We start from the raw sequence: 14804 nt of genomic DNA on the forward strand, positions 1-14804 counted from the left end.
TGACCAGGCCGCGCCATCGCCGAGCAACGCGCGTAGCTCCTCCGGCTGGCGGATGAGGTCGTCTGTGTATCGGGCGGCCAGGCTGGTTCGTACTCCCGGCTGCCGGGCCACCACGTCCCGCAACAGCGTCGAGCGGTTGCTCGCCGCGAAGGCCGCCGGTGGGGCGAAGGCCGCCGGTGGGATGGAGCGCCCGGCGAACCGCGGCTTGGCGAGCACCAGTTCGGCAGCGTGCGTGATGATGTCCTCGACCAGGATGCCAAGGCCGCGCGTCATGGGCGGATGCACCGCCGGCGGCACGGACCCACCTGGCGCGGGGCGGCTTCAGCCGTCGCGTCCGACACCGCGATCGGGTGCGCTCATGTCTCCTGTCCCGGGCGTGCCGTCGGCGAGTCCGTAGCGCAGGTACACGGTGCCCCGCGGACTGGCGGCCGGCGGTTCGAGGAGGGTGACGTTCGTGGGCACCGCGCCCCCGTCGAACACCTTCTTCCCGACGCCGAGGATGACCGGGTGCACCCAGAGGTCGAGACGGTCGAAGAGCTTCTCGCGCAGGAGAGTCTGCACCAGGTTCAGGCTCCCAACGACCTTCACGTGCCTGTGCCGGTCACGAATCTCGTGCACCGCGCCGGCCAGATCAGGGCCTAGCTGCGTGGACCCGGCCCACGAGAGGTCGGGCCGGCCGCGGGAGGCCACGTACTTCGGGACGCTGTTGAAGAGCGTGGCGATCTCGTTGTCCTCGCCGCCATCCTGGTTCGGCCAGTAGGCGGCGAAGATGTCGTACGTCCGCCGGCCGAGCAGGAGGGCGTCCGTGCCCTCGTACGCGGCACCGACCTGCGTCCCGGTGACCTCGTCCAGCAGGGGTGCCTGCCAGCCGCCGAACGGGAACCCGACCGGGTCCTCGTCGGGGCCGCCGGGTGCCTGCGCGACGAGGTCGAGGGTGGCGAACAGCTCGATGTGGATGAGGCCCATGCCCGTACTCCCTGATGAGGTGGTGGTCCCGCTTGAAAGGTAGACCCGCGTGCCGACAGACTCATCGCCGCGACGCGGCTGCGCACTCGTCGACCGCCTCGTCCGCAGGCAGCTGCCGCAGGTCGCGATCCTGCTGTCGCGGAGGCCCAGGCGATAGAAGGACAAGGGGCCGCGGTCGCGGCGCTTCTCGCGCAGGCCGGGTCGGAGGACGGCGGGGTGAAGTTGACCGGGCAGGGCGGGCTGCTGTCCGGGTTGCTCAAGCAGGTTCTCGAGCGGGGCCCGCGGCCGAACTCGATGCGCATCTGGGCTATGCGCGGGGCGGGGGAGGGGGCGGGCGGGGAGGTTCGAGCCAAGGCTGATCCCGAAGGGCGAGCGGCGGGTCGGGGCCTGTCGGACACGGTGATCTCGCTGTACGCGGGTGTGGGATGACGGTCCGCGACATCGCCCACCACCTGGCCCGTACGGCCTTTGCGTGACGACGCAGGAACCGCCCTCCGCACCGCCGGACGCGGCCGGTGCGGCGAAGGCACTCACGACCTCCGCACCAGCCGGCCAGGCGGTAGCGGCTGTAGATCGTCGATCACGCGTAGGGTGGTACGCGGAGCAAGAACCATTCGCCGGGCCTTGGAGGGGCGGGATCGATGGGTCGTCGGTTCAACACGGCCGGTCCGTGCCTGCCGGTGGAGCATTACATGATCCCAGCGCTCTCCCGGCTGCCGGAGGTGCCCGGGCTGGTGGATCTCAAGGCCTACTTCGTCGTGCACGCCCCCCGCCAGACAGGCAAGACGACCGCGCTGCGCGCGCTCGCCAGCGACCTGACCGCCCAGGGCCGGTACGCCGCGCTGCACTTCTCCTGCGAGGCGGCCCGCGCGGCGGGCGACGACTTCGGCGCCGCCACGCTGGGTATCCTCCAACGGATCAAAGAAGCTGCCCGGTGGCAGCTGCCACCCGACCTTCGCCCGTCGGCCTGGCCCATGGCACCCGCGGCGGCACTGCTTGGCACCGCGCTCCGCGAGTGGGCCGAAGTCTGCCCCCGGCCGTTGGTGTTGTTCTTCGACGAGATCGACGCGCTGCGCGGGCAGAGTCTGATCAGCATCCTGAGCCAGCTTCGCGACGGTTATAACAGCCGTCCCGCCCCGTTCCCCGTCTCGGTCGTCCTCTGCGGCCTGCGCGACGTCCGTGACTATAAGGCTGCGGCAGGTGGTGACGCGTCCCGGCTGGGGACATCCAGCCCGTTCAACATCAAGCTGAAGTCGCTGCGACTCGGCGACTTCACCCCAGGCGAGGTGGCCGACCTCTACGGCCAGCACACCACCGACACCGGCCAGCAGTTCGCCCCGGGCGCCGTCGACCACGCCTACGAGCTCACCAGCGGCCAGCCGTGGCTGGTCAACGCCCTGGCCCAGGAGGTTGTCGAGGAGATCGGCGTGCCCGCGTCGGAACCGATCACCGTCGAACACCTCGACCAGGCCAAGGAGCGCTTGATCCTCACCCGCGCCACCCACCTCGACTCCCTCACGGCCAGGCTCGCCGAACCCCGCGTCCGGCGGATCATCGCACCGCTGATCGCTGGCGACCCGCTCGCCCTCGACCCCTACGACGACGACCTCAGCTACGTCCGCGACCTCGGCCTCATCGCCCCCAACCCCCCGGTCAGGGCCGCGAACCCCATCTACCGCGAGGTCATCGTCCGCGTCCTGTCCGCCAGCATCCAGGAGAGCGTCACCGCTGACCCGCGCACTTTCGTCCGCCCAGACGGCGGGTTCGACCTGCCCAAGGTCCTCTCGGAGTTCGCCGACTGGTGGGTCGAGAACGGCGAGTTCCTCACCAGCCGCGGCTACTACAACGAAGCCGCGGCCCAGCTCATCCTCATGGGCTACCTCCAGCGCGCCGTCAACGGCACCGGCGTGGTCGAACGCGAGTACGCCGTCGGCTCAGGCCGCATCGACCTCCACCTCCGCTGGCCCTACACCACCCCGGACGGCATCCCGCGCGTCCAGCGCGAAGGCATCGAGATCAAGGCCTGGCGCACCGGCCGGTCCAACCCGCTGTCCTCCGGGCTCCGACAGGTCGACCGCTATCTTGACCGCCTCCGCCTCCCCACCGGCACCTTGGTGATCTTCGACCAGCGCCGAGGTGCCCCCAGCATCGACGAACGCACCACCCTCACCACCACCGCCAGTCCCGCCGGCCGCACCATCACCCTCCTCACCGGCTGATGCGCCGTGAGGGGCACACGGGGCTGTCCGGGACGATCGAGCCATGCCGACACAGCTCGATCATCAGTAGCTCGCTGTGGAGGGCACGGTAGCTGACAACGAGGCGATGCGGTGGGTCCGGCGATGGCCCGCTGGTCGACGGGGCCTGAGCAGGCCGCAGGGGCCTCGTTGATACTCAGCCAGAGCTCGCCACGGGCGCGCGGATGTGATGGATGAGCGGGTGATCTGGGCGGGCACCCTCATCGACGGTCCGGGTACGTGCCGCAAGGAAATGGCGCCTCCCTCCGCCGCCTCGCGATCCATCCGCCCGGGCGCCGCTCCCTGATCGAACGCCCTATTGCTGGAGCCTCTAAGAACGCCCGGCAATAGGGGCGTGGATCAAGGAGCGGGGCTGGGGTGCGTGCGGCGCGAGGCGACGGAGGGAGCCACCGGAGGTGTTGGGTGGCGACTGACGAGCCGGGGTACCCGTGCATCGCGCAGTGATGGACGGGGAGCGATGCGGCGAGGTGCGTGCCCTGGCCCCGCGACGCCGCGTCCCCTATTGCCGGGCGCTCTAAAGGTGCCGTTTGTAGAGCCGTACGGCCAACGGCGCGAACACCACGATCACGGCGACACTGGCGACGAGCGTCCAGCCTGCCTCCGCGGATACATGGGCGCCGTTGGCCAGGTCCCGGTCGGCGGAGACCAGGTGCGATACCGGGTTGACCCTGACGAACGCGGCCAGCCAGCCCGGCAGGGTGTTGACGGGTACGAACGCGTTCGACAGGAACGTCAACGGGAACATGATCATCATGGAGATGCCCTGGACGCTCTGGGCGCTGCGCGCGACGGTGCCGAGGCAGGTGAACACCCAGGCCAGCGACCAGCCGGTGAAGACCGCGAGCAGGATCGCGGCGACCACACCGAGCACGCCGCCGCCGGGCCGGTAGCCGATCGCGATGCCTATGGCAAAGGTGATCGTCGCGGCGATCGTGTAGCGGAGCAGGTCTGCGACCATCGGCCCCGCCAGCGGCGCGATCCGGGCCATCGGCAGCGACCGGAACCGGTCGAAGACGCCCTTGTCGATGTCCTCGCGCAGCTGGGTGCCGGTGGCCATGCTGGTCGTCAGCACGGTCTGCGCGAGGATACCGGGGATCATCAGCGGCAGGTAGCTCTTCACATCGCCGGAGATCGCCCCGCCGAAGATGTAGGCGAACATCACCGTGAAGAGGACCGGCTGCAACGTCACGTCGAAGAACTGCTCCGGGTTGCGCCGCATCTTCTTGGTGGCACGCCAGGCCATGATCATGATCTGGCGGAACGTGTCCGCCGGGCTGGGCCGGCTCTGGGCGCGGGCGACCGCAGCCCGGGAGTCGATCGTGATCGTGGTCATCGGGCCATCTCCTGTGGGGCTTGCGCACGCATGGGTTCGGGCTCGGTCGTGTCCGCCCGCTCGCTCTCGCTGCTGCCGTGGCCGGTGAGCGCGAGGAAGACCTCGTCGAGAGTCGGCTTGTCGACGCCCACCGAGGCAACGTGGACACCCGCCTGGCGCAGCCCGATCAGCACGTCGGCCACCCTGTCGGCCGTCTCGATCGGGACGTTGAGCTGCCCGGACTCCGGGGTGAGGACCGGCTCCTCACCGAGCTGGCGGCGCACCACGTCCGCGGCCAGCGACATATCCGCGTCCGCGGCCAGGCGCAGCCGCAACGTCAGGTTGCCGACCGAGGTCTTCAGCTCATCGGGTGTGCCCTCGGCCACCTTGCGGCCGTGGTCGATCACCGCGATCCGGCCGGCGAGCTGGTCGGCCTCGTCGAGGTACTGCGTGGTCAGCAGGACCGTGCACCCGCTGGCGACCAAGCCGCGGATGGTGTCCCACATCTGCCCGCGCGTCCGGGGGTCGAGGCCGGTGGTCGGCTCGTCGAGGAAGATCAGCGGAGGCTGAGTGATCAAACTCGCGGCCAGGTCGAGCCGCCGCCGCATCCCGCCCGAGAAATGCGAGATCCGCTTGTCCGCGGCGTCGGTGAGGCCGAACTGCTCGAGCAGCCGCGCGGCGGTATCGCGTGACCTGCGTGAGCTCAGGCCCTGCAGGCGCCCGAACATCCAGAGGTTCTCGGCAGCGGTGAGGTTCTCGTCGACGGAGGCATACTGACCGGTGACGCCGATCAGCTGCCGCACCCGGTGCGGCTCACGGCGGAGGTCGATGCCGAAGACCGACCCCTCACCATCGTCGATCTTGAGCAGCGTCGCGAGCATCTTCAACATCGTCGTCTTGCCGGCGCCGTTGGGGCCGAGCACGCCGAAGATCTCGCCCTCGTCGATATCAAGGTCGACGCCGTCTACGGCTCGCAGGCCACCGAATGTCTTGACCAGGCCACGTGCGTGGACCGCGGCTGTCATCGAGATGCTCCTTCCGAACCGTGCTCGGATGCCCGGCCCTGGGTGACCACTCTGCGGGTGACCAGTTTCACCGCGCTCTCAGGATGGTTTCACGGACTTTGCCCGGCGTTATGGAAGCCTGGCCGGGGGCTGACGGGCGGGCAACCGCTGGTCACTCAGAGCATCTAAAGATATTGCGCGCCGCTGAACATGGTGTGGACGACCGAGTACCAGCCGTCAGGCCCTGATCCACATGTTCCGCTGTGGACCGCGATCCGTCGTCGGCGTGGCGCGCATAACACCTGACTTCTAGATCAAACAGGTTTTGTAGAGGCGGGTTCTTTGGAGTGAGCCGCCCCTTGCCGGTGGTAACCGCCTCGCTAATAATTGATCGGCGACCTGATCGATTCTGCGGCCAGGTCGGGTGAGTCCGGGGGGCGCGATCCAACGCAATCATGCACGGGGGCGGTTCGCCGCGGAAGAAGGGCTCGGCGGCCCTATGACCGACGCCGTCCCCGCGGCGGCTGGCCGGAGCGGGCTTGCCGCGCGCACGACCAGACACGGGGACGGATCCCGCGACCGGTATGGCGTCCCGGCGTTTGCCGTGGCGGGCGCGCTTTTCGGCGCGCTGGTGCTCTGGCTGGCCGATGCCGGCCGGGATCCGGACACGACCAGCACCCTTTTCTCCGGCCTTGTCGGCGGGCTCTATCTGCTGACCGGCTCCGTCACGCACCTGCGCCGGCCGGGCCCGCTCGGGCTGCGGATGGTGACGGCCGGCATCGCCTGGTTCGCCGAAGACCTGCAGGTCTCGATAGCCCCAGGGCCGCACACCGCTGGGATGTTCTTCCGGAGTGTGGCGTCAGCGTATTTCCTGCATCTCCTGCTGGCCTTCCCGGAGGGGCGGCTGCGGACGCGCACCGAGCGGGTGGTGACCGGCGCCGTGTATGTGATTGCGCTCGTCCTCGTGCCGGTGGGCGTCCCGTTCTACCGGTCCGTGACGCCGAACCTGCTGCTCGTCGCCGACCTGGCCCGGACACAGGACATGCTGCTTAACGGCGCGCAGATGGTGTTCGCCGTGGTCGTCGCCGGTCTGCTGGTCCGGCGCTGGCTTGTCGCCACCCCGCCGGCCCGTCGGGTGCTCGCGCCGGTGTACGGCGTCGGGCTCGTCGGGAGCGTCGCGTCGCTGCTCCACCCGGTGCTGCCCGCTCCGAGCGCGTTGCTGGTCAACGAGGTCGCCCACCTCGCCGCGCTCGGGCTTCCGGTGGCCTTCCTGGTCGGCGCGCTGCGTGTCCGGCTCGGCCGCACGGCCGTCGCTGACTTCCTGCTCCAGCTGCCCCGGATACCGCCAGCCGAGCTACGTGACCTGCTGGCCCGCGTGCTCGGCGACCCGACGCTGCGCATCGCTTACCCCTGCCTGGACAGCCCCGGCTCCGCCAACAACTACCTGGATGCCGACGGACGGCCCGTCGCGCCCCGTCCGGACGACGCGGTCACTTCGGTCCGGCGCGGCCGGCGCGTGGTCGCTGTGCTCCTGCACGACCCGGCGCTGCGCGCCGACAGGCATGTCCTGCATGCCGTGACGGCGGCCGCGGCGCTGGAGCTGGACAATCAGCGGCTCGCCGCGGAGGTGCGGGCCCAGCTTGCCGAGGTCCGCGCGTCCCGGGTCCGCATCGTCGCGGCAGCCGACGAGCAGCGCCGCCGGATCGAACACGATCTGCACGACGGCGCCCAGCAACAGCTCGTCACCACCGCGCTGATTCTGCAGCGGGCGCGGGAGCAGCTCGGTCCGGCAGCGCCCGACCCCGAGCTCCACGCGCTCCTGCAACGGGCCGCCGACGGGCTGGCCGTGGCAATAACGGAACTGCGCGAACTCGCCCGCGGCATCCACCCCGCGGTGCTCACGGAGGCCGGGCTGTTACCCGCGCTCCGGGCGCTCGCCGCCCGCTCGGCGTACTTCGTGCATGTCGTTGACGGCCCCGTGTTGCCGCCGCTGCCAGAGCGGGTGGCCGCGACGGCCTACTTTGTCGCGGCCGAGGCCGTGACGAACGCGGCGAAGCACGCCCGCGCCAACCAGGTCCACGTTCACGTCCGGGCCGCCGGGAACCGGCTGCTCGTCACCGTCGCCGACGACGGCGTCGGCAACGCCGACATGAACAACGGGACCGGCCTGCTCGGGCTACGCGACCGGGTTGCCGCGCTCGACGGCACGCTGGCCGTGCGCAGCTTCCCCAACGCCGGGACATCCGTCCACGCCGAGTTACCTCTGGAGGAGCCGTGACCACCGCAACCACTCCATCAACCTCGGCCGCGGGGATGACGCGCGTCGTGCTCGCCGACGACGCGTCGCTGTTCCGGGTGGCACTTGCCGAGCTGCTGGAAGGCGATGGGTGCGCGGTCGTCGCGCAGGCCGAGAACGCGGACGAACTGCTTGACGCCGTCGAGCGGCACCGCCCGGACATCGCGGTCGTCGACATCCGGATGCCACCTACCCACCACCTGGAAGGACTGCGCGCGGCTGTGCTGCTGCGACAGCGCCACCCCGGGACGGGCGTGCTGCTCCTGTCGCAGCATCTGGAAGTCGCGCATCTCGACGAGCTGGTCGGGCACACCGCGCGCGGCGTCGGCTACCTGCTCAAGGACCGGGTTACCGGGCCCGACTTCCTGGACGCCGTCCGCCGGGTGGCCGCCGACGGCTGTGCGTTCGACCCCGAGGTCGTCCCGCTGTTCATCGGCGGCCGGGGCCGGCGCGACGAGCTGGCCGAGCTCAGCCCGCGGGAACGGCAGGTCCTCACGCTGATGGCGCAGGGCCGGTCCAACACCGCGATCGCCGACGAGCTGCACCTGACGACGCGTACCGTCGAAACGCACGTCCGCAACGTCTTTCAGCGGCTTGCGCTGCCCGACGAGGCCGAGCACAACCGCCGCGTCCTCGCGGTACTTGTCTACCTGCGCTCGGCCCGACGCGCCACGAGCAGCGCCAGCGCGGCCGCCGACAGCGTCGACTTGGGAAGGAACCCGGCGGCGGACGACAGCTCGACCGCATCGCCGTAGTGCTCGGCGTCGCGCACGGAGCAGAACACCACCGTGACACCGGGGGCCGTGCGGTGCAGCGCCCGGCAGACGCTGAACCCGTCCATGTCGGGTAGGGCGATGTCCAGCAGCACGATGTCGGGGCCCGTCTCGGGCACGCCGGTCAGTGCCTCAGCCCCGGTCGCGGCGTCGCCGACGACCTGGTAGCCGCCGCTCTCCAGAAGCGCCCGGGCGATGGTGCGGAAGGGCGCGCTGTCGTCGACGATGAAGACGCGGCCCACCGCCATCCGGTCCATCAGACGGACGGTAGCATCCGATATTCAGGCCGGCTTCGGTGCCAGCACTGGGAAAACCGGTCCGGTAAGCCAGTGCTGGCACCGATGTGCCCGGCCCCGGCACGCCTGAGACTCCTTTCCATGAAGCCTGTGCCGACCGTGCTCGCGTGTGTGCTCGCCGCGATCGTTGTTCTCGTCGTTGCCTGTGGTCAGATCACCACCGGCTCCGACTCCGGCTCCGGCTCCGGCTCCGGCTCGCTCGGTGGCGGTGGCGGTGGCGGCACAGGCGGGACTGTCACGAGCGTGCGCCCGGAGGTTACGACGAGCACGACGACGAGCACGAGGGCGGACTCGACGGGAACTCCGAACGTCACGCAGCGGGGCACGAATGCCACTAGCCGCGTCGACTGCGCGAGCATCGATAGCAAGCTGAAGATCTCCGCCTACCACGGGGCGATCCGCTGGAAAGCCACGTCCGCGTCGGGCGTCTCGGTCACGCCGTCGTCCGGGTTCCTCAACGAGGGGGAGAGCGAGGTCGTCCGTATCGGCGGGAGCTATTCCGGTGGTGGGAGTTTCATGGTGGTCGTCTCCGCGCCGAACCGGACCGGCTCGGGCAGCGTCAACGCTATGTTCACATGCCAGTGACGGAGCGCCGCGCACTATGGCGGCACCCGGCGCTGGCACCGGTGTACGCGGCGGCGATCGCGTTCGGCGCCGTCGCCTTGGCGATCCTGCCGGTGAAGAGTGGTGACCTGGCGTCAAAGGTCACCGTCACCGTGGAGGTCGATTCGTCTCCCACGCCAGCGAAGACGCGTGTCTGCCTGAGCCTGCCGGCCGGCAGGCGGTTCGCAGGCTCGGACACCCATACAGGCTCGGACACCGATAAGCGATGCGAGTCGGTCGAGGCGCCAGAGCCGAAAGCGAACTGATCGTGACGCAGAGGGCTGGGCTGGAGCGGAAAGAGTGGTTTCCGTTCCAGCGACTCGCGGTCACGGCGCTCGCCGCGCTCGCCGCGCTCGCCGCGGCCCTGTTTGGCTGGGCCCTGTTTACCGGGGAAGGCTTGCTCCCCGATCGCCCGGTCTGGTGGATCCCGCTTGCCGTGATCTTTGGGTCCGTCGCCGTCAGTGTGCCGCTCGCGATTCTGCTGGTGCGGCCGGCTCCAGTCTCCGGACGGCCGCTGGAGCCGGCTCGCGGACGGGCGTCGGGACCGGACCGTGGGTGGCACCCCGCGCGCGGGGTGGTGGTGGAACAACGGAGCACGGGATCGGATCGCGGGAAACCACTGGAGCTGGACGGCCGCTCCTCCAGGCCGGGCGCTGACCGCGCGGAGCCGGCGGCCGTGCAGCTCGTGCTGCCGGTCGGGCAGCCAGCAGGCGGCGCTCCGCCCGCGGGGCAGTGGTGGGACAGGGGCGCCCCGGCACCGGCCGCGGACACCCACGCGATCACGCCGGCTCGCCCGGTTCCCCGCGATCTCGCGGCACTGCGCGACGCCGCCCGTGTCGTGCAGTGCCCGCGCTGCGGCGCGTTCCGCATCGACGTCCGGCACACCAGCGCTGGATACGCGTTCCGCTGCCGTGTCGACGGCCACGAGTGGACATGGCAGCCCGGGACCGCGTGGCCGGCCACCGTCGTCGCGAGCCATCGCCGGAAACGCCCGCCGACCGCGGGACCGCACTGATCAGGAGCACGCCGACCAGGACGGATGGACGCATGTACGAGCAAACCTTCTCCCGCACCAACCCCGGCTGCATCGTGTTCCTGTTGGACCGCTCCGACTCGATGAAGCAGCCATGGCAGTCCAGTGGCGGCACCCTCGCCGAGGGCGCCGCCCGCGCCGTGAACAAAATCCTGCTCGACCTGTGCGTGAAGTCGGCGAAGGAGGTCGGCGGCCGGGCCCGGCACTACTTCGACGTCGGGGTCTTCGGCTATGGCGCCTGCCCGGTGGCGGGCGGCGAGGGCGTCGAGCCAGTACTGGCCGGGCAGCCGATCGTGCCGATCCCGCAGGTGTTCGACAATCCGCTGCGGATCGACGCCGTCAACGACATCGACGCAGTCGCCGGCTCCCAGCTCCCGGTCTGGGTCGAGCCGGTGTTCGGCTACCGCACCCCGATGTGCAGGGCCATCGCGGCGGCCGGCGAGCACGTGTTCGGGTGGGCGGCGGCCCACCCCGATTCGTTTCCCCCGATCATCATCAACATCACCGACGGGATGGTCACCGACAGCCCGTACGACGGCGCCGACCTCGCCGAGTGGGCCGCCCGGCTGACCTCGATCGAGACCGGTGACGGCCGGGCGCTGCTGCTCAACATTTTCCTGTCGCCGACGGTTGCCCCCGAGGTGCTGTTCCCGGCCACGGCTGCTGGGCTGCCCGAACCTGGCCCCGAGCTGTTCACGATCTCCAGTGTGCTGCCGACATCGATGGTCACGAACGCGCGCGGTGCGGGGGTGAAGATCACCGATGGCGCCCGCGGGTTTGTGTTCAACGCGGGCCTGGCGACGCTCGTGTGGTTCCTGGAGATCGGTACCCGGGTCGCCGGCGTCCGGGACCGGTGAGGATTCGCGGATGATCCTTGCTCGCTCTGTCTGTTTCTCGCTGGAGAAGCTGGGCGGCACGGCTGCGGAATGGGAGGACGCCGCCGCTTACCACGACGGCGACCCGGCCGCCGATGTCGAGCCCCGCTGCGTGGTCGTGGACGGCGCCACCGAGGCCTACGACGCGATCCGCTGGGTGGAACACCTGGTCAGCTCGTTCGTCGCCGACAGCGGGCCCGACCTCACCCCCGACGGGCTGCGCGCCTGGTTCGAACAGGTCCAGCGGCTGTGGGTTGCCGGGGCGCCCGCGCGGTTCGCCACGGTCATCGAGGAGCACAAGTTCCATACGCAAGGGTCGTTCGCGACCTTCCTGGGCTGCCGGCTCGCCGGCCTCGACGGGCCCGGTGCCCGCTGGGAGGCTGCCGCGCTCGGCGACACCGTGCTGTTCCACGTCAGGGCCGGCCGGCTGCTCACGCACTTCCCGCGGATCGGCGTGGATGACTTCGGTCTCTCCCCCGACGGGATAGGAACCCGCCCGGAGCTGCTCGGCCCCATGCTGGAGGGCCTGGAGCTGGCCAGCGGCGAGGTCCAGGCGGGCGACGTGCTCTTCGTCGCCACCGACGCACTGGCCCACTGGCTGCTGCTGGAGACCGGACGCGGCGAGGGGGCACTGTGGGCGGCACTCACCGATATTGATCATAACGCGGTGTTCGCGGCGATCGTCGCCGACCATCGTGCGGCCGGGCGGATGCGCAACGACGATGTCACGCTGCTGCGTGTCCGGCTTGTCACAGCTGAGCCCGGGGCGTTGGTGATGGGCCTGTGACCAGCTATCCGTCCGCCGAGGACTACATCAAGGCCGTGCAGCGGCCCGGCCTCGTGTTCGACCGGCCTGAGCTGGCCGAGGCCCAGTTCGACGTGCACCCGATGCTGGGCATCCCCGTCCCGGCGTCGGGCAGCACAGCGGTTGTGTTCAGGGCGACGGTCGGCGGCGCCGCGCAGGCGTTGCGGTTCTTCACCCGCGAGGACGCCTCCACCCAGCAGCGTTACACCGCGCTCAACACCTGGTTCGCTGAGCACAGCCTCACCGGCAACGTCGCCAGCTGCCGGTGGCTGGACGGCGCGATCCTTGTCAACGGGCGGCGCTGGCCGATGGTCCAGATGGAGTGGGTGGACGGGCGCACGCTCGACCGGCATGTCGAGGATCTCGTCGAGGCCGACGACCGCGCGGCGCTGGAGACGCTCGCCGGCTCATGGCGCGATTTGCTGCGCCGGACCCAGGCCGCCCGGTTCGCGCACGGCGACCTGCAGCACGGCAACGTGCTCGTCGACACGGCCGGCCGGCTGCGCCTGGTTGACTTCGACAGCTCGTGGATCGACCCGTTCACCGGCTCCCCACCGCCGTCGGAGGGCGGGCACCGCAACTACCAGCCGGAGAACCGGCGCTGGGGCCCGTGGATGGACACCTTCCCCGGTCTCGTCGTCTATCTCTCGCTGCTGGCGCTCGCCCGCGAACCGAATCAGTGGGAGCAGCTCAACGACGGCGAGAACCTGCTCTTCCGCCACCAGGACTACCTGCCACCACACCAGACACGGGCATGGTTATGGGTCGAGCGGCTGCACGACCCGCAGATCGACCAGCTCGCAGCCCGGCTGCGAGCCTGCTGCGCCCCGGGCTGGACGGCCACCGGCGACCTGGAAGGCCTGATCGCCGGACCCCTCCCGTGGTGGACGCGCACCACCGTCCACCCGCCGGTCACCGCGCCGCCCAAGCCCAAAGCCAAGCCCACCGCCGCACCGTCGTGGCCCCGCCCGCAGCCTGGTCCCCAGCCGACGGGGCAGCCCGCGTGGTGGCGGCAGCCGACCGGGCCGCGGCCCGGACCGGCGCGGCCGGCCCCCACGCAGCCACAGCCAGCCAACGCCAGGCGGGTGCGCGCAGTGGGCCGGTACCTGTCCGCCCTGGTCACGGCGTTGGCCTGGGTGTTCGGCAGTGTCCTGATCGCCGGTGCGCTCATCAATCTCGCCGTTCTGATCTCCTCCGGCTCCGTCGTTGCGGCCCTGCCTGGCCTCGTACTAGCGCTGATCGTTCTCGTCCTCATGGTCCGGCGACGACGACGGCGGCGGCGACAACCACCGGGGAAGGCACCATGACACAGCGGATGTTCGGCCCATACCGCATCGAGAAACTGCTGGGCCGCGGCGGGATGGGTGAGGTCTACCGGGCGTACGACACTGGGCAGCAGCGGATGGTAGCGCTCAAGCTCCTGCTCCCGAGCCTGGCTGGGGACCCGCAGTACACCGAGCGGTTCCGCCGGGAGTCCGAGACGGCGGCGCAGCTGCGCGAGCCGCACGTGATCCCGATCCACCGCTACGGTGAGATCGACGGCCAGCTCTTCATCGACATGCGCCTGGTGGATGGCGCGGACCTGGACACGGTCCTGCGCGACGGGCCACTCGACCCGCGGACCGCCGTCGGCGTCGTCGAGCAGATCGCCGCCGCGCTGGACGCCGCGCACACCGACGGGCTGGTGCACCGCGACGTCAAGCCATCCAATGTGCTGTGCGCGGGCCGTGGTCGTCTCACCGACTTCGTCTACCTCGTCGACTTCGGGATCGCCCGTGTGGTCGACAGCACCGGAATCACCGTGGACGGGGCGACGATCGGCTCGATCGACTACATGGCGCCCGAGCGCTTCCTGTCGGGGCAGGCCGACCACCGGGCGGACGTCTACTCCCTGGCCTGCCTGCTTTTCGAGTGCCTGACCGCGCGCAGGCCGTTCGTCTCCACCGAGCGGCTCGGGGTGGTCAGGGCGCATATCCAGGACCCGCCGCCGGTCCTGTCGGCCGTGCGGCCCGACGCGCCGGCAGCGTTCGACGCCGTCATCGCGCGAGGCCTGGCGAAGGACCCGGCTGACCGGCATCCGTCCGCGTCCGGGTTCGCGGCGGCGGCCCGATCGGCCCTCACCCCGGCCACTCCGGTGGCGTCGGGATCGCCGCCCGCAGCCCCGGCCGCGGGCGGCAGCTGGTGGATGCGGACGAACAGCGCCCGCGCGGCGCCACCACCGGCAGCGCCCGCACGGCCACCAGCGCTACCGCCACCAGTGACACCCCCGCCCCCGTCACCGTCACCAGCGCTCCCACCGCGAGCGGCGCCTCCGCCGCAGGCGGCACCGCCACCACCAGCCGCCCCCGGATCCAGCTGGTGGCAGGCCAAGAGCGCGCCATCACGGACGCCGCCCACGGCACAGGGGCCAGGCATCCCACCCACTGTTTTCGGCACCGGGCACTACCGGTTACCACAACAGGCACCGGCCGCGCCGCCGCCCCCGGCACGCCGGCCGGGCAACATCCCACCTGCCGGGACGGCAGCAACCGGGACCTGGTGGGAACGCAAGGCTACGGCGCTGCATCCGGTCGGGGCGGCGTC

The 14804-nt window shown here is 70.7% G+C and carries 16 protein-coding genes; 11 read left to right on the forward strand and 5 right to left on the reverse strand.

The window, feature by feature from the left end:
* On the reverse strand, window positions 1-273 hold a 273-nt coding region (locus MJ783_RS04805; protein ID WP_239308706.1), incomplete at its 3' end, for a hypothetical protein.
* A gap of 48 nt (window positions 274-321) precedes the next feature.
* Window positions 322-966: a dihydrofolate reductase family protein gene (locus tag MJ783_RS04810; protein WP_239308707.1), complete on the reverse strand. Its 645-nt coding sequence runs from the start codon at window positions 964-966 to the stop codon at window positions 322-324.
* 216 nt (window positions 967-1182) lie between these two features.
* Here MJ783_RS04810 and MJ783_RS04815 point away from each other — a divergent pair, with 216 nt between their 5' ends.
* Window positions 1183-1395 (forward strand): hypothetical protein, encoded by a 213-nt coding sequence (locus MJ783_RS04815; RefSeq protein ID WP_370651442.1) that lies wholly within the window; start codon window positions 1183-1185, stop codon window positions 1393-1395.
* A 212-nt stretch (window positions 1396-1607) separates the two neighbouring features.
* Window positions 1608-3185, forward strand: coding sequence for an AAA family ATPase (locus tag MJ783_RS04820; protein WP_239308708.1), 1578 nt, complete (start codon window positions 1608-1610; stop codon window positions 3183-3185).
* A gap of 553 nt (window positions 3186-3738) precedes the next feature.
* Here the strand turns inward: MJ783_RS04820 and MJ783_RS04825 are convergent.
* Both MJ783_RS04825 and MJ783_RS04830 read right to left on the reverse strand, forming a co-directional pair.
* Window positions 3739-4557 carry an ABC transporter permease gene (locus MJ783_RS04825; protein ID WP_239308709.1) on the reverse strand — a complete coding sequence of 273 codons (819 nt, stop codon included), beginning with the start codon at window positions 4555-4557 and terminating at the stop codon, window positions 3739-3741.
* Window positions 4554-5561, reverse strand: coding sequence for an ATP-binding cassette domain-containing protein (locus MJ783_RS04830; protein WP_239308710.1), 1008 nt, complete (start codon window positions 5559-5561; stop codon window positions 4554-4556). Before MJ783_RS04830 ends, MJ783_RS04825 begins: the two co-directional genes overlap by 4 nt.
* Before the next feature lie 478 nt (window positions 5562-6039).
* Here MJ783_RS04830 and MJ783_RS04835 point away from each other — a divergent pair, with 478 nt between their 5' ends.
* Together MJ783_RS04835 and MJ783_RS04840 are read left to right on the forward strand one after the other, a co-directional pair.
* On the forward strand, window positions 6040-7818 hold the full coding sequence (locus tag MJ783_RS04835) for an ATP-binding protein (RefSeq protein WP_239308711.1): 1779 nt from the start codon (window positions 6040-6042) through the stop codon (window positions 7816-7818).
* Window positions 7819-7853: 35 nt separating this feature from the next.
* Entirely contained in the window at window positions 7854-8591 is a 738-nt protein-coding gene (locus MJ783_RS04840; protein ID WP_239308727.1) for a response regulator transcription factor, read from the forward strand.
* On the opposite strand, the gene MJ783_RS04845 is transcribed toward MJ783_RS04840, so the two are convergent.
* On the reverse strand, window positions 8483-8866 hold the full coding sequence (locus MJ783_RS04845; RefSeq protein WP_239308712.1) for a response regulator transcription factor: 384 nt from the start codon (window positions 8864-8866) through the stop codon (window positions 8483-8485). The two genes, MJ783_RS04840 and MJ783_RS04845, sit on opposite strands and share 109 nt — an antisense overlap.
* Before the next feature lie 120 nt (window positions 8867-8986).
* On the opposite strand from MJ783_RS04845, the gene MJ783_RS04850 reads away from it, so the two are divergent.
* The 7 genes from MJ783_RS04850 to MJ783_RS04880 all read left to right on the forward strand — a co-directional run.
* Window positions 8987-9490 carry a hypothetical protein gene (locus MJ783_RS04850; protein WP_239308713.1) on the forward strand — a complete coding sequence of 168 codons (504 nt, stop codon included), beginning with the start codon at window positions 8987-8989 and terminating at the stop codon, window positions 9488-9490.
* Between the two features lie 41 nt (window positions 9491-9531).
* Window positions 9532-9774, forward strand: a complete 243-nt coding sequence (locus tag MJ783_RS04855; RefSeq protein WP_239308714.1) for a hypothetical protein — start codon at window positions 9532-9534, stop codon at window positions 9772-9774.
* A gap of 2 nt (window positions 9775-9776) precedes the next feature.
* A complete protein-coding gene (locus tag MJ783_RS04860; protein ID WP_239308715.1) occupies window positions 9777-10523 on the forward strand; it encodes a hypothetical protein in 747 nt (248 codons plus the stop codon).
* Window positions 10524-10555: 32 nt separating this feature from the next.
* Window positions 10556-11398 carry a vWA domain-containing protein gene (locus MJ783_RS04865; RefSeq protein ID WP_239308716.1) on the forward strand — a complete coding sequence of 281 codons (843 nt, stop codon included), beginning with the start codon at window positions 10556-10558 and terminating at the stop codon, window positions 11396-11398.
* A gap of 10 nt (window positions 11399-11408) precedes the next feature.
* Window positions 11409-12203 (forward strand): hypothetical protein, encoded by a 795-nt coding sequence (locus MJ783_RS04870; RefSeq protein WP_239308717.1) that lies wholly within the window; start codon window positions 11409-11411, stop codon window positions 12201-12203.
* Window positions 12200-13528: a phosphotransferase gene (locus MJ783_RS04875; protein WP_239308718.1), complete on the forward strand. Its 1329-nt coding sequence runs from the start codon at window positions 12200-12202 to the stop codon at window positions 13526-13528. Before MJ783_RS04870 ends, MJ783_RS04875 begins: the two co-directional genes overlap by 4 nt.
* Window positions 13525-14804, forward strand: a 1280-nt coding sequence (locus MJ783_RS04880) for a serine/threonine-protein kinase (protein ID WP_239308719.1), incomplete at its 3' end; no start/stop codon positions are given. The genes MJ783_RS04875 and MJ783_RS04880, both read left to right, overlap by 4 nt.

This window comes from Protofrankia sp. Cj3, from assembly GCF_917627355.1.
Taxonomy (GTDB): domain Bacteria; phylum Actinomycetota; class Actinomycetes; order Frankiales; family Frankiaceae; genus Protofrankia.

What these genes read in the sequence shown, in the direction of transcription:
- MJ783_RS04810 (WP_239308707.1), bottom strand. Translation starts at nt 966, where the DNA reads ATGGGCCTCATCCACATCGAGCTGTTCGCCACCCTCGACCTCGTCGCG.
- MJ783_RS04820 (WP_239308708.1), top strand. Translation starts at nt 1,608, where the DNA reads ATGGGTCGTCGGTTCAACACGGCCGGTCCGTGCCTGCCGGTGGAGCAT.
- MJ783_RS04825 (WP_239308709.1), bottom strand. Translation starts at nt 4,557, where the DNA reads ATGACCACGATCACGATCGACTCCCGGGCTGCGGTCGCCCGCGCCCAG.
- MJ783_RS04830 (WP_239308710.1), bottom strand. Translation starts at nt 5,561, where the DNA reads ATGACAGCCGCGGTCCACGCACGTGGCCTGGTCAAGACATTCGGTGGC.
- MJ783_RS04835 (WP_239308711.1), top strand. Translation starts at nt 6,040, where the DNA reads ATGACCGACGCCGTCCCCGCGGCGGCTGGCCGGAGCGGGCTTGCCGCG.
- MJ783_RS04840 (WP_239308727.1), top strand. Translation starts at nt 7,854, where the DNA reads ATGACGCGCGTCGTGCTCGCCGACGACGCGTCGCTGTTCCGGGTGGCA.
- MJ783_RS04845 (WP_239308712.1), bottom strand. Translation starts at nt 8,866, where the DNA reads ATGGACCGGATGGCGGTGGGCCGCGTCTTCATCGTCGACGACAGCGCG.
- MJ783_RS04850 (WP_239308713.1), top strand. Translation starts at nt 8,987, where the DNA reads ATGAAGCCTGTGCCGACCGTGCTCGCGTGTGTGCTCGCCGCGATCGTT.
- MJ783_RS04865 (WP_239308716.1), top strand. Translation starts at nt 10,556, where the DNA reads ATGTACGAGCAAACCTTCTCCCGCACCAACCCCGGCTGCATCGTGTTC.
- MJ783_RS04870 (WP_239308717.1), top strand. Translation starts at nt 11,409, where the DNA reads ATGATCCTTGCTCGCTCTGTCTGTTTCTCGCTGGAGAAGCTGGGCGGC.